17 protein-coding genes are annotated in these 20,499 nt (G+C 57.0%); 12 read left to right on the forward strand and 5 right to left on the reverse strand.

Translation table 11 applies throughout. The features are described from left to right. From ACK3SD_RS06830 to galU, 4 genes are all read left to right on the forward strand, one after another. Entirely contained in the window at positions 1 to 960 is a 960-nt protein-coding gene (locus ACK3SD_RS06830; RefSeq protein WP_481127219.1) for a polysaccharide pyruvyl transferase family protein, read from the forward strand. Positions 961 to 967: 7 nt separating this feature from the next. Then, positions 968 to 1,948: a glycosyltransferase family 2 protein gene (locus tag ACK3SD_RS06835; protein WP_481127220.1), complete on the forward strand. Its 981-nt coding sequence runs from the start codon at positions 968 to 970 to the stop codon at positions 1,946 to 1,948. 120 nt (positions 1,949 to 2,068) lie between these two features. Then, positions 2,069 to 3,088 (forward strand): UDP-glucose 4-epimerase GalE, encoded by a 1,020-nt coding sequence (gene galE / locus ACK3SD_RS06840; protein WP_137762846.1) that lies wholly within the window; start codon positions 2,069 to 2,071, stop codon positions 3,086 to 3,088. 231 nt (positions 3,089 to 3,319) lie between these two features. Continuing rightward, a complete protein-coding gene (gene galU, locus ACK3SD_RS06845; protein WP_481127221.1) occupies positions 3,320 to 4,207 on the forward strand; it encodes a UTP--glucose-1-phosphate uridylyltransferase GalU in 888 nt (295 codons plus the stop codon). Between the two features lie 53 nt (positions 4,208 to 4,260). Here galU and rfbA read toward each other — a convergent pair whose 3' ends face one another. Together rfbA and rffG are read right to left on the reverse strand one after the other, a co-directional pair. Beyond that, positions 4,261 to 5,127 (reverse strand): glucose-1-phosphate thymidylyltransferase RfbA, encoded by an 867-nt coding sequence (gene rfbA, locus ACK3SD_RS06850; RefSeq protein WP_481127222.1) that lies wholly within the window; start codon positions 5,125 to 5,127, stop codon positions 4,261 to 4,263. Positions 5,128 to 5,146: 19 nt separating this feature from the next. After that, positions 5,147 to 6,211, reverse strand: coding sequence for a dTDP-glucose 4,6-dehydratase (gene rffG / locus ACK3SD_RS06855; RefSeq protein WP_481127223.1), 1,065 nt, complete (start codon positions 6,209 to 6,211; stop codon positions 5,147 to 5,149). 747 nt (positions 6,212 to 6,958) lie between these two features. Here rffG and rfbC point away from each other — a divergent pair. The 8 genes from rfbC (at position 6,959) to gndA (ending at position 18,311) form a co-directional block, all read left to right on the forward strand. Next, positions 6,959 to 7,492: a dTDP-4-dehydrorhamnose 3,5-epimerase gene (rfbC, locus tag ACK3SD_RS06860; RefSeq protein ID WP_481127224.1), complete on the forward strand. Its 534-nt coding sequence runs from the start codon at positions 6,959 to 6,961 to the stop codon at positions 7,490 to 7,492. 101 nt (positions 7,493 to 7,593) lie between these two features. After that, positions 7,594 to 8,466, forward strand: a complete 873-nt coding sequence (gene rfbD, locus ACK3SD_RS06865; protein ID WP_481127225.1) for a dTDP-4-dehydrorhamnose reductase — start codon at positions 7,594 to 7,596, stop codon at positions 8,464 to 8,466. Between the two features lie 86 nt (positions 8,467 to 8,552). Next, positions 8,553 to 9,386 carry an ABC transporter permease gene (locus ACK3SD_RS06870; protein WP_481127226.1) on the forward strand — a complete coding sequence of 278 codons (834 nt, stop codon included), beginning with the start codon at positions 8,553 to 8,555 and terminating at the stop codon, positions 9,384 to 9,386. Next, complete coding sequence (locus tag ACK3SD_RS06875; protein ID WP_481127227.1) at positions 9,376 to 10,758, forward strand: ABC transporter ATP-binding protein; 1,383 nt, start codon at positions 9,376 to 9,378, stop codon at positions 10,756 to 10,758. The genes ACK3SD_RS06870 and ACK3SD_RS06875 overlap by 11 nt, the downstream gene beginning before the upstream one ends. After that, complete coding sequence (locus ACK3SD_RS06880; RefSeq protein WP_481127228.1) at positions 10,745 to 14,755, forward strand: glycosyltransferase; 4,011 nt, start codon at positions 10,745 to 10,747, stop codon at positions 14,753 to 14,755. The genes ACK3SD_RS06875 and ACK3SD_RS06880 overlap by 14 nt, the downstream gene beginning before the upstream one ends. A 50-nt stretch (positions 14,756 to 14,805) precedes the next feature. Further along, positions 14,806 to 15,765, forward strand: a complete 960-nt coding sequence (locus ACK3SD_RS06885; RefSeq protein WP_481127229.1) for a glycosyltransferase family 2 protein — start codon at positions 14,806 to 14,808, stop codon at positions 15,763 to 15,765. 13 nt (positions 15,766 to 15,778) lie between these two features. Then, positions 15,779 to 16,591 carry a glycosyltransferase gene (locus ACK3SD_RS06890; RefSeq protein WP_137762856.1) on the forward strand — a complete coding sequence of 271 codons (813 nt, stop codon included), beginning with the start codon at positions 15,779 to 15,781 and terminating at the stop codon, positions 16,589 to 16,591. Positions 16,592 to 16,904: 313 nt separating this feature from the next. Next, positions 16,905 to 18,311 (forward strand): NADP-dependent phosphogluconate dehydrogenase, encoded by a 1,407-nt coding sequence (gene gndA, locus ACK3SD_RS06895; RefSeq protein WP_137762857.1) that lies wholly within the window; start codon positions 16,905 to 16,907, stop codon positions 18,309 to 18,311. A gap of 85 nt (positions 18,312 to 18,396) precedes the next feature. Here the strand turns inward: gndA and hisIE are convergent, their stop codons facing one another. Genes hisIE through hisA form a run of 3 tightly spaced genes read right to left on the reverse strand, consistent with a single transcriptional unit; the run spans position 18,397 to position 20,497 of the window. Then, entirely contained in the window at positions 18,397 to 19,008 is a 612-nt protein-coding gene (hisIE, locus tag ACK3SD_RS06900) for a bifunctional phosphoribosyl-AMP cyclohydrolase/phosphoribosyl-ATP diphosphatase HisIE (protein ID WP_481127230.1), read from the reverse strand. After that, on the reverse strand, positions 19,002 to 19,778 hold the full coding sequence (gene hisF, locus ACK3SD_RS06905) for an imidazole glycerol phosphate synthase subunit HisF (RefSeq protein WP_137762859.1): 777 nt from the start codon (positions 19,776 to 19,778) through the stop codon (positions 19,002 to 19,004). Before hisF ends, hisIE begins: the two co-directional genes overlap by 7 nt. After that, positions 19,760 to 20,497, reverse strand: a complete 738-nt coding sequence (gene hisA / locus ACK3SD_RS06910; protein WP_481127231.1) for a 1-(5-phosphoribosyl)-5-[(5-phosphoribosylamino)methylideneamino]imidazole-4-carboxamide isomerase — start codon at positions 20,495 to 20,497, stop codon at positions 19,760 to 19,762. Before hisA ends, hisF begins: the two co-directional genes overlap by 19 nt. Between the last annotated feature and the right edge of the window lie 2 nt (positions 20,498 to 20,499).

The following is a 20,499-nucleotide window of genomic DNA, read 5'->3' on the forward strand; positions in this document are numbered from 1 at the left end:
ATGCATCATATGCAAGTGCTAAAAAACAATCTAAATGTCATTACTGATGTGGTGCCGAAATCCAGCAAGATTCTTTTTCTTGATGTACCGCTTCATCTGAACGTTGGCGATCTGCTTATTTTAAAAGGCACGGAACAATTCTTTAAAGAGAACCAGTATCAGGTTGTCGGGCGTTATACCGACAAGTGCAGCCGGGAATTTGTGGAGAAACACCACGGGAAAATCGACAAGGATACCATTATCGTTTTGCAGGGCGGCGGCAACTTCGGCGACCTTTACCTGCACCATCAGATCCTGCGTGAGACCGTGGTAAGATGCTTCCCGAACAACAAAGTGGTGATGCTGCCGCAGACCGCGCACTTCACCTCATTTGAGAATATGCGCAAATCTGCGGAGATCATCAGCCAGCATAAAAACCTGACTATCTTCGCCCGTGATATTAACTCCTTTAATCTGTTTAAAGAGAACTTTACGGATAAAGTGATCATGTGTCCGGATATGGCCCACGCCATGTGGAACATCTGGCCACAGCAGAAGCCAGAAGATATCAAGCGTGAACAGATGATGATGATCCGCAAAGATATCGAAGGGAACACCAAATCCCCATACGAAAATAACTACCAGAGCGACTATGTTGACTGGGAAGATATCTGTACTGACAACGATCGTCTGTTCTTCCGCGCTATGTGCCGAGGGGAGAGAATCAATAATAAGGTGCCGGGCCATCTCTTCCCGACCATCAACCTGTGGTATAAGTATACTGACAAGCTGGTTGACCGCGTGAATGATCTGTTCTTGTCCTACGGTGAGGTGGTCACCTCGCGTATGCATGGGCATATTTTATGCGCACTGTTAGGCGTAAAAACCAAAGTGCTGGATAATTCATATGGTAAAAACTCTGGTTATTACGAGTCGTGGACGAATAAAGTCCCTAATTGTGATCTAATTCCATTCGAGTAATTATCATATGCCTAGATTGTCAGTCGTTATCCCGGTATACAACGTCAAGAATTACCTGGAGACCGCAATCGATTCAATCCTCAATCAGACGGTGCTGCCGTCTGAAGTGGTGATTGTTGATGATGGCTCCACCGATGGCTCCGGCGAGATGCTGGAGCAGTTGTACGGGCATATTCCCTTTGTACGCATCGTGCATACAGAGAATCGGGGCCTTGGCGAGGCCCGCAACGAAGGCAACCGCCATGTGACCGGCGACTACATCTACTATTTCGATTCGGATGATGTGGCCGTCCCCACGCTGGTGGAGAGCTTTTACCACTATCTGGAGCAGCATCCGGCGCTCGATATCTACTGCTTCTCCGCCGCCTCCTTCTGGGATGTGGTGCCAGAGGATCCCGAGGCCGCCAAAATGCTGCCGCAGTACGATCGCCAGCTCAACCAGACCTTTGAGAATGGCATCAGCGCCTTCAACATTCTCTCTGAGAATAACACCTTCTACCCCAATGCCTGGCTGTATGTGTTTCGCCGTGGCCTGATCGTTGACCATGACCTCTGGTTCAAACCCATCATTCATGAGGATGAGGAGTTCACGCCACGTCTGTTCTTCGCCGCCCAGCAGGTGATCTCCTCCACGGAGGTGCTGTTCCGCCGCCGGGTGCGCATGGGATCCATCATGCAGAGCAACCGCAGCGAAAAGAATGTGATTGGCTATATCGAGAGCATCCATAGCCTTGAGGGGCTGAAGGCCAATGCCCAAGAGAGCCGGGTGATCGATAACCTCGCCAATCGTATCCTGAACAACATTATCGCCATCTATCGCATTACCAAGGAGGAGGGGGTGGTGCTGTCACCGGAGAGCGACCAGCGCTTCTCGGCGCTGCTGGCGCGCAACAGCACGCCTCAGGTCAAGCTGGCGGGTCGTAGCCTGTTTGCCCTGCGTGTCTATAAATTTGCCCAACGGCGGGCGAAACAGTTACTTGGCAGCTAAGCGCGCCATAGCGCTACACGTCTGGGATAGCGTGGGGTATGATGAAAAAAGAGTGAATTTGCAACACGTTACCTATCCAACTTTTCGCCAGTCAGGCCCATGGGCCAATCAGGAGTGATTATGTCCATTCTCGTTACCGGCGGCGCCGGTTATATCGGTTCCCACACCGTACTCAGCCTGTTGTCACGTGGTGACGACGTAGTGGTGCTGGATAACCTCTCCAACGCCTCCGCTGAATCGCTGAACCGTGTGGCGCAGCTGGCCGGCAAGGCCGCCACCTTCTATCAGGGCGACATTCTGGATCGCCAAATCCTGCAAACGATTTTTGCCGAGCACCAGATTGAGTCCGTGATCCACTTTGCCGGGCTGAAGGCGGTGGGGGAGTCAACCCGCAAGCCGCTTGAGTACTATGAGAACAACGTCAGCGGCACCGTGGTGCTGCTGGAAGAGATGCGCAACGCCGGCGTCTACAACTTCATCTTCAGCTCCTCCGCCACCGTTTACGGTACGGACGCGCCGGTTCCCTACGTGGAGACCACGCCCATCGGCGGCACCACCAGCCCCTATGGCACCTCCAAACTGATGGTGGAGCAGATCCTGAAGGATTACGCGAAAGCCGATGAGAAGCTGCGCGTTATTGCCCTGCGTTACTTCAACCCGGTTGGCGCCCATGAGTCGGGGCTGATTGGCGAAGACCCGAATGGTATCCCGAACAACCTGCTGCCCTACATCGCCCAAGTGGCGATCGGCAAGCTGGAGTCGCTCGGCATCTTTGGCGGCGACTACGACACCAAGGATGGCACTGGCGTGCGTGACTACATCCACGTGGTGGATCTGGCCGAAGGGCACCTGAAGGCGATGGATCATTTGGCCAAGATGCAGGGTTACAAGGCCTATAACCTGGGCGCTGGCGTTGGCTATTCGGTACTGGAGATGGTGCAGGCGTTTGAGAAAGCCTCTGGCCGCAACGTGCCTTACACCATCAAACCGCGCCGTGATGGCGACCTGCCGGCCTTCTGGGCCGATGCCCGTCTGGCAAAACAGGATCTGGACTGGGAAGTGACGCGTGGCATCGACGCCATGATGCGTGACACCTGGAACTGGCAGAGCAAAAACCCGAATGGCTACAAAAGCCAGTAAGGGTTGGAAAAGCCAAAGGGCGCCTGCGGGCGCCCTTTTTTTATCTGACAATTTATGCTGACAGGGCAGGGGGTTAGCGGCCAATAATTGTGAGGGGAGGGGGGCTGGTCAAGCGGATGGCAGTGTGTATACTGCTTGGCGAATTCGGATTATTCGCAAAGCAGTGAAGGGCCGCCAGCCCGGCCGGCGCCCGGCACCCACCGTCCCATCGTTACCCAAGAGGCAAGTTTCATGATGAAAGCCGTTATCCCCGTCGCTGGCCTTGGCACCCGTATGCTGCCCGCCACCAAGGCCATCCCGAAAGAGATGTTGCCAATCGTGGATAAACCCCTGATCCAGTATATCGTCAATGAGTGCGCCGCCGCGGGCATCAAAGAGATCATTCTGGTCACCCACTCCTCCAAAAACGCCATTGAGAACCATTTCGATACGTCTTTTGAGCTGGAGAGTATGCTGGAGAGCCGCGTCAAGCGCCAGCTGCTGGAGGAGGTGCAGTCCATCTGCCCGAAAGGGGTGACGGTGATGAACGTGCGTCAGGGCCACTCCAAGGGGCTGGGTCATGCCATTCTCTGCGCCCGCCCGCTGATTGGCGATGAGCCGTTTGCCGTGCTGCTGCCGGACGTGCTGATGGACGACGTGGCATGTGACCTGAAACAGGACAACCTGGCCGCGATGCTGGCACGCTTTGAAGAGACTCAGACCAGCCAGATTATGGTGGAGCCGGTGCCGGAACAGGATGTCTCAAAATATGGCATCGTCGATTGCGCCGGGCAGATGCCGGCCAGCGGTGCCACCGCGCCGATGCACGCCATCGTCGAGAAGCCCGAAATCGAACAGGCCCCCTCCAACCTCGCGGTGGTAGGTCGCTACGTGCTCTCCAAAGCAATCTGGCCGCTGTTGCAGGTCACACCGTACGGTGCAGGTAATGAGATCCAGCTGACCGACGCCATTGCCATGCTGATGGAGAACAACCCGGTGGAGGCTTACTCCATTGTGGGCCGTTCCCACGACTGCGGTGACAAGTTCGGCTACCTGAAGGCCTTCGTGGAATATGGGATGCGCCACCCGACGCAGGGCGAGGCGTTCAGCGCCTGGTTGAAGCAGATGCAGGCCTCCTGAGCCAATAAAAAAGCACAGCCTTGGCTGTGCTTTTTTTTTGCCGCCATGCGGCATCACTCCATGATCAACCCTTTCAGGTACTGACCATAGGCGGTTTTGCCCAGCAGCTGTGCCTGCTCCGCCACCTGGCCCGCGCTCAGCCAGCCCTTGCGGAAGGCGATCTCCTCCAGACAGGCCACCTTGAAGCCCTGACGCTTCTCAATGGTGTGGATGAACTGTGACGCCTCCACCATGCTGTCATGGGTGCCAGTATCCAGCCAGGCAAAGCCACGTCCCAGCAGCTCGACCTTCAGATTTCCCTGTTGCAGGTACATCTCATTGAGCGTGGTAATCTCCAACTCGCCACGATGGGAGGGCTTGACCTGTTTCGCCATCTCCACCACATGCTCATCGTAAAAGTAGAGGCCAGTCACCGCCCAGTGGGATTTCGGCTTCACCGGCTTCTCTTCAATCGAGAGCGCGTTGAACTTGTCATCAAACTCCACCACGCCAAAGCGCTCGGGATCCATCACCTGATAGCCGAAGACAGTGGCACCCTGCGTGCGCGCGGCCACGCTCTCCAGCTTCTGGCCGAACCCCTGACCGAAGTAGATGTTGTCACCCAGCACCAGCGCGCAGCGTTCACCATTGATGAACTCCTCACCAATGATGAAAGCTTGCGCCAAACCGTCTGGCGACGGCTGTTCAGCATAGGAGAAAGAGACGCCAAACTGTGAGCCATCGCCCAGCAGGCGTTTGAAGGCCGGCAGGTCATCCGGGGTGGAGATCACCAGGATGTCGCGGATACCCGCCAGCATCAGCACCGAGATCGGATAGTAGATCATCGGCTTGTCATAAATCGGAAGCAGCTGTTTTGAGATGCCACGTGTAATCGGATAAAGGCGGGTGCCGGAGCCGCCCGCTAAAACGATGCCTTTCATTAATACACCTTCCAGGGAGTTATTTTTGCAGGCCCAATCGTTGGCCGGCGTACGAACCATCCTGTACGCGCTGCCACCACTCTTTATTGTCCAGATACCACTGCACGGTTTTCAAGATACCGCTTTCAAAGGTCTCTTCTGGTTTCCAGCCCAAGGTGCGCTCGATCTTACTGGCATCAATGGCATAACGCATATCATGGCCGGGGCGGTCTGTCACATACGTGATCAGGTCGGCAAAATGGGCCACGCCTGCGGGCTTTTCGCGGATTAGCTCGTCCAGGATGCCGCAAATGGTCTTCACCACATCAATGTTTTTGCGCTCATTATGGCCGCCGATATTGTAGGTCTCGCCAATCTCCCCTTCGGTGACCACTTTGTAGAGCGCCCGTGCGTGATCCTCCACATACAGCCAGTCACGAACCTGCTGGCCATTGCCATACACCGGCAGCGGCTTGCCGGCCAGCGCATTCAGGATAATCAGCGGGATCAACTTCTCCGGGAAGTGATAGGGGCCATAGTTGTTGGAGCAGTTGGTCACCAGCGTCGGCAAGCCATAGGTACGCTGCCAGGCGCGCACCAGATGGTCGCTCGAGGCCTTAGAAGCGGAGTAGGGGCTGCTCGGCGCATATGGCGTGGTCTCGGTGAACAGGTCATCGGTGCCATGCAGGTCACCATACACCTCGTCCGTGGAGATGTGGTGCAGCCGGAACGCCGCCTTGCGTGCTGGCTCCAGGGCCGCCCAATAGTGGCGTGCCGCCTCCAACAGGCTGTAAGTACCAATGATATTGGTCTCGATAAACGCCGCCGGCCCATCGATTGAGCGGTCAACGTGGCTCTCTGCCGCCAGATGCATCACGGCATCCGGCTGGTACTCCGCAAACAGCGTGTCCAGCGCCGTGCGATCGCAAATATTGACCTGGGCAAAGCGATAACGGGGATGTTCGGCCACCCCTGCCAGCGACTCCAAATTCCCTGCATAGGTGAGACTATCTACCACCAGAACACTGTCGTCCGTGTGGTTAATGATGTGGCGCACTACCGCCGAACCGATGAAACCAGCACCACCCGTAACCAAAATTTTCATAACATTAGACTCATATCTGGAATTTTTATCCTCACGCTACCGTGAGTCTCTCAGGGGTATCCTTGGGAGGCGCGCCGCCTGCTGCCTTGCGCCCACTGCCAATCTGATACAAAACCGCTGAATTATACTGTTGGCAAGATATGCTGAACAGTAAATAAGAGGAAATCAAAAACTTTCCCATTGTTAAAAAAAACTGAATTTTCGGATTATTCGTACATGATTTTACAGTAAAAGCACAAAATCTTAAACCAATACTTACGCAAGTTAAAGTTGGCATGAATATTGATTAGAGAAACATAAGGTGAGGAATTATCTGAAGCGGTGATCTTTAAGAATTTTCTTAAGGTGAATTACTAAACCTCTGCTATTAGAGCAATGTACTTTGGCTGCCATCTTAAATGCAATTGCAAAGGTAAATCGGGTAACCATTTTAATCCTTTGATTTTTATCAAAAAAATTCATCGCGTTCTGGATTTAACCATTGCTTGGCTATTTTCTTTTGCATTCATCTCGGTACTATTAAAAGCGAGGGCAAAAGAAAGCTGCTAGCATGGTGCCTGGCTTAGCAATAGGTTGAGGTTAATTTCACAGTGGGTTTTCTGTCGCAACAATTAAGCTGTGCTAACATACTGGGATTATTTCCGTAACAATCAGAAGCATAATGATTTGGCTTTTGATAGAGTCTTTTCCCAATGGCATAAATATTGGAAGCACCCAACGTGCGTCAGTATAAGAGTGAATAGTGAAATGAATGTGATTGAGACCCGGGTCAAAGGTGTGAAGCTGGTACAGCCAACCGTGTTTGGCGACCAGCGCGGCTTCTTTCTGGAAACTTTCCAGAAAGATCGTTATCAAAAGTTGCTGGATATCGACCTCGAGTTTGTGCAGGACAACCACTCCCGGTCGAGCCAGGGGGTACTGCGCGGCCTCCATTTCCAGACGGCCCATCCGCAAGGCAAGCTGGTGCGCGTGGTACGCGGCGAAGTGTTTGATGTGGTGGTGGATATCCGCCCGGACTCCCCGACCTTCCGCCAGTGGGTTGGCGTGACCCTCTCTGAGGCCAACAAGAATCAACTGTGGGTACCGCCGGGTCTGGCGCACGGCTTTGTGGTGATTTCAGAGTTTGCCGATTTTGAGTACAAATGCACCGATTACTATGATCCGGCCAATGAGGGATGCCTCATCTGGAACGACCCGGAGATAGGTATTGAATGGCCGATCGCCGAGCCGAAGCTCTCGGCCAAGGATCAGCAGGGCAAAGCGTTCTCAGAGCTTTTTTGATAACAGGCTCGCCTCGCAGCAAGGCCCCGGGAGGAACCCCGGGGCCTTTTCCCTTCTGGAGGCCGGGTGTTCGATCTTTATTCAGGGTAGCCAGTATAACTATGAAATTGATGATCGTTGGCAGTGCGGGACAAGTGGGTAAAGAGCTGGTGCAGCGCGCGCCGGCGGAGTGGGAGGTTCTGGCCGTAGATCGCCAGCAGTTGGACATCACCGATGCCGCGCAGGTCAGCCAGCGGGTGGCAGCGTTCCACCCTGACGTCATAATCAACGCGGCGGCCTATACGGCCGTTGATCGTGCCGAGAGCGAAGCGGCGCTGGCCTATGCCATTAACCGGGATGGCCCGGCCGCGCTGGCCGCCGCTGCGCAGGCCTGTGGTGCGGCACTGCTGCACATCTCCACCGACTACGTCTTTCCTGGCGACAAGCCAGCGCCTTACCGCGAGGATGACCCGACTGGCCCAACTGGCATTTACGGCGCCAGCAAACTGGCGGGCGAAGAGGCGGTAACGGCCGCCTGTCCGCGTCACATCATCCTGCGCACCGCCTGGGTGTTTGGCGCTCACGGCCACAACTTTGTCAAAACCATGATCCGGCTAGCCAAGGATCGTGACCAACTCTCTGTGGTGGGTGACCAGTTCGGCAGCCCAACCTATGCCGGTGACATCGCGCTGGCGCTGCTGACCCTCGCCCGCCGGGTGGCGGATGGTCAGGATGTCGCTTGGGGCATCTACCACTACAGCGGTGCCCCCTACACCTGCTGGGCTGACTTCGCCCGCGCGGTGATTGAGCAGGCAGTTGAGGCCGGCTATGTCGCCCGTCTGCCGGATATTCGTCCTATTACCACGGCAGAGTATCCCACGCCTGCCCGGCGCCCGGCCAACTCCCGGCTGGATTGCCGCAAAATTGAGGCAGCGTTCGGCATCGCCCCGAGTGACTGGCAGGCAGCGCTGCGTGACATCGCACCCTATGCCTGACGGGGCCAGCCGCGCCGCCACGTAAGGAGAGTGCTTCCCGGCCTGGCCGGGGAGCCATCAACAGGAAGCAAGGTAAGAGAAAGGTAATGAATCCACATTCGCGCAAGCCCGCCTCGCTGCTCTCATTGGCAGCCAACACCTGGGTACACCGGAACCTCATTTATCAGATGGCCAAACGGGATGTGATCGGGCGTTATAAAGGCTCAGTCATGGGCCTGCTCTGGTCATTCATCAACCCCATTTTCATGCTGGCGGTCTACACGCTGGTCTTCTCCGTGGTCTTCAAGGCTCGCTGGGCCGGGGCGGATGCCAGTGAATCGAAAATGGATTTTGCCATCATTCTGTTTGTCGGATTAATCACCCACGGCCTGTTCGCCGAAGTGCTCAATCGCGCGCCCTTCCTGATTGTCCAAAATGCCAACTATGTGAAGAAAGTGGTGTTCCCGCTGGAGATTTTGCCCATCGTCGCCCTCTGCTCGGTGCTGTTCCACAGCCTGATCAGTCTGCTGGTACTGCTGGTGGCCTTTTTCATCTTCAACGGCCACCTCTACTGGACAGCGCTGTTTGCGCCGCTGGTGTTTTTGCCGCTGCTGCTCATGACGCTCGGGCTGGCGTGGTTTGTCGCCTCGCTTGGGGTCTTTGTGCGCGATGTCGGACAGACGGTCTCGTTGCTGATGATTGTAATGATGTACCTCTCCACCGTGTTTTTCCCGATTGCCGCGCTGCCAGAGGAGTTGCAGCCAGTGATCCTGCTCAACCCGCTCACCTTCATTATCGAGCAGGCGCGGGCGGTGCTGATCTGGGGCAAATTGCCTGATTTTGCGGGCCTGGGGGCCTATACCTTGGTGGCGATGGTGGTGATGTGGCTGGGATATGCCTGGTTCCAAAAGACGAGAAAGGGATTTGCAGATGTCCTCTAATGATTATGCGATCCGCATTGAAAATATAAGCAAATGCTATCAGGTGTATGAGAGCCCCATTCGCCGGCTCCAACAATTTATCGTCCCACAATTTGATCGACGTCTTGGCCGACAGCCGCGAGTCTATCATCAGGATTTCTGGGCGCTGCGCGATGTCTCGCTGGAGTTACCGCGCGGGCAGACCATGGGCATTGTCGGGCGCAATGGCTCAGGCAAATCGACGTTGCTGCAAATCATCGCTGGTACGCTGACGCCCACTGCCGGTGATGTCAAAGTCAATGGCCGGGTAGCGGCGCTGCTGGAGCTAGGGGCTGGGTTCAACAATGATTTCAGTGGCCGGGACAACGTCTACCTGAACGCCTCGCTGTTGGGGCTGAGCCGCGAAGAAACCGACGCCAAACTGGATGACATCCTCGCCTTTGCCGACATTGGCCACTTTATCGACTCGCCCGTGCGCGCCTACTCCAGCGGTATGCTGGTGCGACTGGCGTTTGCGGTGCAGGCGCAAATTGACCCAGAAATTTTGATCGTTGATGAGGCGCTGGCCGTCGGCGATGCCAAATTTCAGGCGAAATGTTTCGCGCGCCTGAAAAAGCTGAAAGAGCAGGGCACCTCTATTCTTTTTGTTTCGCATGCCACTGAACAGATTGTCACCCACTGTGACAGCGCGCTGCTGCTCGATGGCGGTCATGTGCAGGTGCAGGGCAAGCCGCGTGACGTGGTCAACCGCTACCTGGATATCCTGTTTGGTAAGCCGCAAAAAGAGAAGGGCGCGCGCGAAGAGGCGGCAGCGCTGATTGAGGAGGCGGTGGTCGGAGAAACCGAACGCTCGGCACGTGAGGAGGGCACAACCCCAGCGCGCCTACCGCTGAAAGCGTTGGTGACAGGCAGCTATGATGAGCGGGTGAACTACAATCCAGCGGAGTACCGCTGGGGTGACCGCGCGGCTGAGCTGGTCGATTTCCATCTTGAGCAGGCGGGCGAGGCCTATCCAGTCAGCCTGATCCCGCGTGAGGAGATCCGTTTTACCTTCCGGGTACGCTTCAATGCGCTGGTGGTGCGCCCAATCTTTGGCTTTGCCGTCAAAACCAAGGAGGGGGTCACTATCTATAACACCAACTCTGAAATTCAACATATTGAACTGCTGAATGAAGGTAAGCCCGGTGCCGAGACCCTGGTTACGGTGGTGATGCCTGTCACCCTGTATGAGGGGGACTACTTTGTGTCAGTTGGGATCGCCAGCTGCTCCGCCAGCGGTGAAATCATTCCGCACGACCGCCGTTATGACTCAATCCATCTTACTGTGCAGCCGGTAGGGACGTTCACCGGTTTAGCTGATCTGAATGCGAGAATTAAATTTGAAACAGATTGACACACATCACAGCCTCTCTGCGCACGATTTTGTTCTGAATGAACCCACCGGTGTATGGTGCCAGGATACAAAACAGACCTTTGGTTACAACGACGGCGATGCAATTGAGAACTACGTTCTGGATGCGGTTACCCAAGCCAGCGACTTAGGCGTCTATTCACTGGAGTTGAGTGAAAAGATGAAAGATTGGCCCTCCACCTATCACCTGATTTCGCGCCGCTCAAACCTGCTGTTGCCTTTCAAAGAGTGGTTTAACGGCAAGCGGGTGTTGGAAATTGGCTGTGGCTGTGGGGCCATTAGCCGTTTTCTGGGTGAGTCCTGTGCGGAGGTGGTCTCCGTCGAGGGCAGCCTGCGCCGGGCGCAGATTGCCCGTCAACGTACCCGTGATTTACCTAATGTCACGGTTGTCTCTGCGCCAAGCGATACCCTGCCCGATTTAGGGGAGTTTGATGCGGTGTTGCTGGTGGGCGTACTGGAGTACGCCAATATGTTCCTTGGGCCAAACGGGCAGCAACGTTTGCTGGAAGATTGCCAGCGCCGCCTGACCGCTGATGGGCGTCTGTTTGTTGCCATCGAAAATAAGCTGGGCCTGAAGTACTTTTCCGGAGCCAATGAGGATCATCTCGGGCAACCGATGATTGGCATCAATAATGCCTACGACAGAAATGGCGTCAGCACCCTCGGTCGCCGGGATCTTCTGGCGCTGATGACACGCAGCGGCTTTGGTGAGGTACAGGAGTACCTGCCGCTGCCGGACTACAAATTGCCAGTGACGATGGTCACTCCGCTGGGATGGCAGCAACACGCGACCTCCCTGACGCCGCTGGTGATTGAGTCCGTACACCAGGATCCTCAACAAATCCCGCTCTATCTCTTCTCGCTGGAGCAGGCGACCAAAAGTGTCTGGGAGAATGGCGCCGCGCCCGATCTGACCAACTCCTTCCTGATGGTGTGCAGCAAGCAACCGCAAGCGCCCTCGCTGCACCCACAGACGGCGGCTTACCACTTTACCGATGGCCGCATTCCGGCCTTCAACAAAATTACCCGTTTTGATCATACTGGCGAAGGCGGGCTGCAGGTCTACACCGGCCCAATGGTGGAGGCCGCTAGTGAGACCAGCTTTATCTGCCATAACCAGCCAAAAGAGAACGCTTTTATTCACGGTGCCTCCCTGTGGCTAGAGTTGCTGCAACAGGTCAACCGCACCGGCTGGACGTTCGATGATCTGAAAGCATGGGCGACTAGCTGGCTGGATAGCCTGCTGACGCGTGCTAGCCACCCGGTAGGCGCGTATGACAAAGCGCTGGTGCTGCCACCGGAGTATCAGGATGCTTTGCCCTTCAACACCATGCGCACCCCGGAAGGGGAGATTGTTTACTTCGACCTGGAGTGGGAGCCGGAAGAGACGGTTTCATTGGGTTATATTGCGTACCGCGGCCTTTATCACTCCCTGTTCCGCATCACCTCGCTGGCCTCCCTGCCACCGGAGTGTAGCCACAATGTGTTTGAGTTGACGCTGGCCCTGATGCAGGCCGTAGGCTTTGAGTGCGATGAGCAGGATGGCATGACCTATTTGCAGCAGGATGCTGCCTTCATGGCGCGCATCCAGAATAAAGAGCCTGAGCCGATTGCTGAACAGTTGCGCCACGTCAGCCTGCGGATCCGCGTCGACCTTGGTCAGGTAGGCGATCACATCACGCTCTTACAGGCTGCCGTTGAAGAGGAGCGGATGGCCCGCCAGGACGATCTCTCCAGCTTGAACCACGAGAAAGAGTTGTTGTTGCAGGTGCAGCATGTGCTGATCAAGGAGAATCGGATTCTTGAGCAGCAACTCGCCCGGTTGAATGGGGGCCGAGACGCTATCAGCCCCTCGCAGGAGGAGGTGGACGCGCTCAACCTGCAAATTGCCCACCTGAACCAGCAAGCCAACGATCTCCACCATCATCTCGCTGAGCTAAACCAGCATGCGGTCAACCTGGACCAAAATCTGGCAGGGGTATACCGCTCCGCCAGCTGGCGCGCAACGGCACCAATGCGGGCGATTAGCCGCCGAATGCCGGCCGATAAGCGCAAATACGCCCATTTTGCCGTGCACAAATTCCACTCTGTGGGGCGGCTGGCGAAAAATGCGCCGCAATATGCCCGCGAAATGGGCGGCTGGAAGCCTCTGGCCGACTACGTCTACCGCACATTACGCCGGGAAGGGGTTGGCGGCATCCTCGCACGTGCGCGTGGCAAATTGAATCAGGCGGCGATCATTACGCCGGCACAGCGCCGCTCTGATTACGAAGAGTGGGTTGGGCTGTATGACACCTTTGACGCAACGCGGCGTGAGCAGGCGTTGCAGGAGATTGAGCACTTTGACCGTTACCCGGTCATCAGCGTGGTGATGCCGGCCTATAACCCACCGGTAGCGCTGTTGAGCGAGGCGATCGAGTCCGTCCGGAATCAGGTCTACCCCCACTGGGAACTGTGCATCGCCGATGACTGTTCGCCCAATGCGGAAGTGCAGCAGATGCTTAAATCCTATGCCGCCAAGGATCCGCGCATCAAAATCTGTCTGCGTGAGCAGAACGGACACATTTCGGCCGCCAGTAATAGTGCACTGGCGTTGGCCACCGGGGAGTACATTGCCCTGCTTGACCATGACGATCTGCTGCCGGCGCACGCCCTGTTTGAGGTCACCAAAGCCGTGCTGGCTCATCCCGAGGCGAGCATGTTCTACAGTGACGAAGATAAGATTGATCCACAGGGCGTGCGTTGCCACCCCTATTTCAAACCTGACTGGAACCCGGATCTCTTCTTGTCGCAGAACATGTTCTCGCATTTGGGCGTCTATAAACGCAGCCTGATTGAGAAGGTGGGCGGCTTCCGTCTGGGGGTTGAAGGTAGCCAGGATTACGATCTGGCGTTGCGTTGTCTCGAAGAGGCAGGGCATGAGACGGTGCGCCATATCCCGAAAGTGCTCTACCACTGGCGGATCATTCCAGGCAGTACGGCAGCCAGCGGTGGTGAGAAGCCCTATGCATTCCTGGCGGCAATGAAAGTGGTGCGGGAGCATCTGGAAAGGCAGGGTATCCGTGCCGAGGTGGATGAGGCCGTTGAAGGGATGAACATGTTGCGGGTGAAGTATGCCCTGCCAGCAGTACCGCCACGGGTTTCCATCGTCATTCCTACCCGTAACGGCAAAAATCTGGTGCAGCAGTGCATTGACAGCATTACCCAGAAAACCACCTATCCCGATTACGAGATCATTCTGGTGGATAACGGCAGTGATGATGCCGAGGCCATCACCTATTTTGCCGAGTTGAATCAGCGTGACAACGTCACGGTGCTGCGTGACGATCGTCCTTTCAACTACTCTGCACTGAACAATGAGGCGGTTAAAGCGGCACGCGGTGAGCTAATCTGTCTGCTGAACAACGATATTGAGGTCATCTCTCCTGATTGGCTGGATGAGATGGTCAGCCACGCCCTGCGCCCAGAAATTGGTGCCGTCGGCGCACGCCTGTGGTATCCCAATGACACCATCCAACATGCTGGCGTGGTACTGGGGATGGGCGGGGTGGCCGGGCATGTCCACTTGGGCATTACCCGTGAGAACCCAGGCTACTTTGGCCGCGCCTGGCTGGTGCAGAACTATTCGGCCGTGACAGCAGCCTGTTTGGTGATCCGCAAGTCAGTCTATGAGCAGGTCAATGGGCTGGAGGAGCAGAACCTGACGGTGGCGTTCAATGATGTCGACTTCTGCATCCGGGTGCGCAATGCGGGCTACCGCAACCTGTGGACGCCGTTTGCCGAACTCTACCACCATGAGTCCGCCACCCGCGGTAACGATCTGGCACCGGAAAAAATTGAGCGGTTCAAGCGTGAAATTGCCTATATGGAGAGTGCCCACCGGCATGAATTGGATTGTGATCCCGCCTTCAACCCCAATCTGGATTTGATGAACCATCACTTTACGCTGTCATTCCCACCCCGGAAATCCGGTGAATAAAGACGATCGGGGAGGGCGCAAGCCCTCCTCTGTTCTCAGAGGCATAAGCGATGGATTCTCTGCTTCCCACAAACACGCCACATTTTGACCCGCCTCCGGCGCAGGTCGCCATCCTCATGGGCTGCTACAACGGTGCGGGCCATTTGGCGGCGCAGCTGGACTCTTTCCGCACGCAAACCTATCCACACTGGACGTTATGGGCGTCAGATGATGGCTCAAGCGACGGCACGCCAGCGCTAATTGAGGCGTTTCTGGCACAGCCGGGTGTGGCTGGGCACTGTCTGGCCGGGCCGCAACGCGGTTTTTGTGAAAACTTCATGTCGTTGATCAGCCATCCGGATATTGAGGCGCAGTACTATGCCTTCGCCGATCAGGATGACGTCTGGCTTAATGACAAATTGAGCCGGGCGGTGGCCTGGCTTGAGCAGGTCGATCCGGCGGTGCCGGCGCTCTACTGTTCGCGTACCCGGCTCACGGATGAGGCCGGCAATCTGGTTGGTTTTTCACCGGATTACTGCAAACCTCCCGGTTTTGGCAATGCATTGCTACAGAATATTGCCAGCGGCAACACCATGGTCTTCAATCATAAGGCAAGGACGTTATTGCAAAAGGCGCGCGGCGCGCCGCTGGTGGTACATGACTGGTCGCTGTACCAAATCGTGAGCGGCTGCGGTGGCGTGGTTCGGTTCGACCCGACGCCGACCGTGCTCTACCGCCAGCATGGTAATAACCAGATAGGCAATGGCATGTCGCCCCTGCGGCGGCTACGCAATTTTATGGCCGCGCACGCTGGCCGGGCGGCGGGCTGGAACGATCGTAATTATCAGGCACTGATGTGCGTGGCAGATGACCTGACCGCAGAGAGCGCCAGCCAACTGGCGGCGTTCCGGCAGATCCGCCAGCATGGCCTGCTGGCCCGCCTGCGACTGTGCCGTAAGGCGGGTGTGTACCATCAGCAGGCGATAGGTATGCTGACCACGCTCACGTATGTGCTGCTTAATAGACTTTAATTTGGTGTCCTTGGTGAAAATAATTGCTTCTCTGGTGTTGTATAAACATACCTATCAGGATGTTGAGGAAACGCTCCACTCGTTGTTCTACGAGGAGAGCATATCGAAAGTCGTTATCGTGGATAATGGCGCCTGCTGTGGCTGGCTGGCCACCCTGACCCATGAGAAGCTGGAGATCATCACCCTGCCGGTCAACCGGGGCTTTGGCGCCGGGCACAATGCTGTGCTGCAACGCTACCGGCAGGCGGCGGAGTTTATCCTGATCTGCAACCCGGACATCGCGTTCAACCGCGGTGAGGTGGATAAACTGTACGCGTTCAGCGTGCGCCACCAGACCGGGCTGTCGATCCCGAAAGTGATCTACCCGGATGGCAGCTTGCAACATGGCTGCAAGCTGTTGCCATCACCCTACCAACTGTTGATCCGGCGGTTCGTGTCGCGTTTCTCCAGCAATATTAATACCGAGTATGAACTGCGCAACGCTGACTACAGTCAGGCGTTCTTCGCGCCCTCGCTCTCCGGCTGCTTTATGCTGCTCAGTCGCCGCGCGCTGGCGGATGTGGTGGGCTTTGATACCCGCTTCTTCCTCTATTTAGAGGATGTGGATCTCTCGCGCCGCGTCTGCCAGGCGCAGCATCTGGTGAGCTACTGCCCGGAGGCGGTGGTGATCCATGAGTCGCAGCGCCGCTCCTACCGGGACTTCCGCTTCCTGCTGTTCCACATGACGTCGGCGGTGCGCTACTTCAATAAGTGGGGCTGGTTCAGTGACCAACAGCGTAAAAGTCTTAATCAGCGCTGTCTGGCCCAGTTGCCGAATCCGAAATAGCCGCGCCGGGTGCGGTCTGGCTGCCCCTTTTGGCCGCCAGCGGCTAAAATTAACCGCATCCCGGCGCATTTTGCTCTGTATTTTTTTAATGTTACCGGTAAAGTAATCCGGCAGGCCCGCAGGGTGAGCGGGGGCAGGCACGTGTCACGCGGCCAGGCATTGTAAGATGAATGTAATGGCTGCGATAGGTACACGGGCGCCTTTTCTCATGTACAATGCGGGTGTTCATCTGTGAGGCCCGGCGCGTTAAATCCCCTGATAACAGAGGGTTATGCAGTTGCGGGCTATCGTATATTTCAGACAGGAGTTGCTAATGTCCAAACAACAGATCGGCGTTGTCGGTATGGCGGTCATGGGCCGTAACCTCGCGCTTAACATCGAAAGCCGTGGTTATTCCGTTTCTATCTTCAACCGTTCTGGCGACAAGACTGACGAAGTTATCGCTGAGAACCCAGGCAAAAATCTGGTGCCGCACTACACGGTTGAAGAGTTTGTTGAGTCGCTGGAGAAGCCTCGCCGCATCCTGCTGATGGTAAAAGCGGGCGAAGCCACCGACAAAACCATCGCCTCCCTGACGCCGCACCTGGATAAAGGTGACATCCTGATCGATGGCGGTAACACCTTCTATAAAGATACCATCCGCCGTAACCGTGAACTCTCTGAGCAGGGCTTCAACTTCATTGGCACCGGCGTCTCCGGCGGTGAAGAGGGCGCACTGAAAGGCCCATCCATCATGCCTGGCGGCCAGAAAGAGGCCTATGAGCTGGTGGCCCCGATCCTCGAGCAGATCGCTGCCCGTGCAGAAGGCGAAGCGTGCGTGGCCTACATCGGTCCGGACGGCGCAGGCCACTACGTGAAGATGGTGCACAACGGCATCGAGTATGGCGACATGCAGCTGATCGCAGAGGCGTACTCCCTGCTGAAAAGCGCGCTGAACCTGAACAACGAAGAGCTGGCGAAAACCTTCAGCGAGTGGAACGAAGGCGAGCTGAGCAGCTACCTGATCGACATCACCAAAGATATCTTCACCAAGAAAGATGAAGAGGGTAACTATCTGGTTGACGTCATCCTTGACGAAGCAGCCAACAAAGGTACTGGTAAGTGGACCAGCCAGAGCTCCCTGGATCTCGGCGAGCCGCTGACCCTGATCACGGAATCCGTGTTCGCCCGCTACCTCTCCTCCCTGAAAGATCAGCGCGTTGCCGCGTCCAAAGTGCTGAGCGGCCCGTCCGTGAAAGCGGTGGAAGGCGACAAGGCTGAGTTCATTGAGAAAGTGCGCCGCGCGCTCTACCTGGGCAAAATCGTCTCCTATGCACAGGGCTTCTCCCAGCTGAAAGCGGCTTCCGACGAGAACAACTGGAGCCTGAACTACGGCGAAATCGCCAAGATCTTCCGCGCTGGCTGCATCATCCGTGCCCAGTTCCTGCAGAAGATCACCGATGCCTACGCTGAGAACGCCTCTATCGCGAACCTGCTGCTGGCGCCGTACTTCAAGAACATCGCTGACGAGTACCAGCAGGCACTGCGTGACGTTGTTGCCTACGCGGTGCAGAACGGCATCCCGACCCCGACCTTCTCTGCGGCAATCAACTACTACGACAGCTACCGTTCCGCGGTACTGCCGGCGAACCTGATTCAGGCGCAGCGTGACTATTTCGGCGCGCACACCTACAAGCGCATCGACAAAGAGGGTGTGTTCCACACCGAGTGGCTGGACTAATCGCCACCTGGGGTTGATACACCGCCCATGAAAAAGCCGCCGGATAATCCGGCGGCTTTTTTTATACCTTGCGTCAGGTTAGCGCTTACTGGTGGCGCTGGCGCAGGTTGGCGATGATGTCGCTCATCGAGAGATCCTGATCCTGCAACAGCACCATCAGGTGATAGAGCAGGTCAGAAGCCTCATTGGTCAGCTCCTCGCGGTCATGCACCGTGGCGGCCAGTGCGGTCTCCACGCCTTCCTCACCCACTTTCTGAGCGATGCGCTTGGTGCCGCTGGCGTAGAGGCGGGCGGTGTAGGAGCTGGCCGGATCGGCGCTCTTGCGCTCTGCCAGCAGCTGCTCCAGCTGGTAGAGGAAGCCCCAGTCGCTGGCGGCAGGGTGGAAGCAGCTGCTGTTGCCGAGGTGGCAGGTGGGGCCGATGGGATTTGCCAGCACCAGTAGGGTGTCATTGTCGCAGTCAGGGGTGATGCTGACGACGTTCAGGAAGTGGCCGGAGCTTTCGCCTTTGGTCCACAGGCGCTGTTTGGTGCGTGACCAGAAGGTGACGTGGCCGCTCTCCTCGGTGGCTGCCAGCGCCGCGTGGTTCATGTAACCCAGCATCAGCACCTCGCCGGAGACGGCGTGTTGGACAATCACCGGCATCAGGTCACCGGTCTTCTCCCAGTCGAGTTGGGCCTTCTGTTGTTCGCTTAACACGTTCTGATCTCCACGCCATTGTCGGCCAAATAGCCTTTTAACTCACCGATATTGATAATCTGCTTGTGGAACACCGAGGCCGCCAGCGCGCCATCGACGCCCGCGTCGCGGAAGGCTTCCAAGAAGTGCTCCATGGTGCCCGCGCCGCCAGAGGCGATCAGCGGCACATGGCACAGTTCGCGTACCTGACGCAGTTGCGCCAGATCGTAGCCGTTGCGCACGCCATCCTGATTCATCATGTTGAGCACAATCTCGCCCGCCCCGCGCGCCTGCACCTCTTTCACCCACTCCAGCGTCTGCCAGGTGGTGACCTTGGTGCGGCTCTCGTCGCCGGTGTACTGGTTGACATGATACAGGCCGCTGTCGGCGTCAAACCAGGTGTCGATGCCCACCACGATGCACTGCACGCCAAAGCGATCGGCCAGACGGGTGATCAGCGATGGGTCGGCCAGCGCCGGTGAGTTGATGGAGATCTTGTCCGCGCCGAAGGAGAGGATCTGCGCCGCGTCCTCGGCACTCTTGATGCCGCCAGCCACGCAGAATGGGATGTCAATCACCTCGGCCACGCGCGCCACCCAACTCTTGTCGACGACCCGGTCATCGGAGGAGGCGGTGATGTCATAGAACACCAGTTCATCCGCGCCCTCGGCAGCGTAGCGCTGCGCCAGCGGCACGATGTCGCCAATAATCTCATGGTTGCGGAACTGGACGCCCTTGACCACCTGACCCGCCTTGACGTCGAGGCAGGGAATTATCCGTTTTGCCAACATGCGATCGCCTCCTTCACGTTAAATTTGCCTTCCAGCAGGGCACGGCCGACGATCACCCCCTGCACGCCGCTGCCGCGCAGGGCGGCGATGTCATCCAGGTTGCCAATACCGCCGGAGGCCTGAAACGCCACCTGCGGGTAGCGCTGGCTGATCTCGCGGTAAAGCTCGACGTTGGAACCGGCCAGGGTGCCATCCCGCGAGATGTCCGTACAGAGCACGTGCTTCAGGCCGAAGGGCAGGTAGGCCTCCACCAGCTGCTCCAGCGTGGCGTCAGACGCCTCCTGCCAGCCGCTGACCGCCACGCGCTTGGCGCCATCGTCGCCGATGCGCACATCCAGCGCCAGCACCAGCGCGTCCGCGCCGAAGCGGTCAAACCAGCGCTGCACGGTGGCTGGCTGCTTGACGGCAGTGGAGCCGACCACCACGCGGGCCGCGCCAGCGTCCAGCAATGCCTCGACATCCTGCTCGCTGCGGATGCCGCCGCCGACCTGCACCGGCACCCCGACGCCAGCCAGCAGGCTGCGCAACAGCGGGATCTGGCGCGCCGCCGGATCTTTCGCGCCGGTCAGGTCAACCAGATGCAGCACCTGCGCCCCCTGTTGCTGATAATCCTGCAAACGCGGCAGCGGCGTATTGCCGTAGTCGCGCTGCTGGCCGTAGTCGCCCTGATGCAGCCGCACCACGCTACCGTCAATTAAGTCCAATGCGGGAATGATCATGG

Source organism: Chimaeribacter sp. YP20170169, from assembly GCF_056739715.1.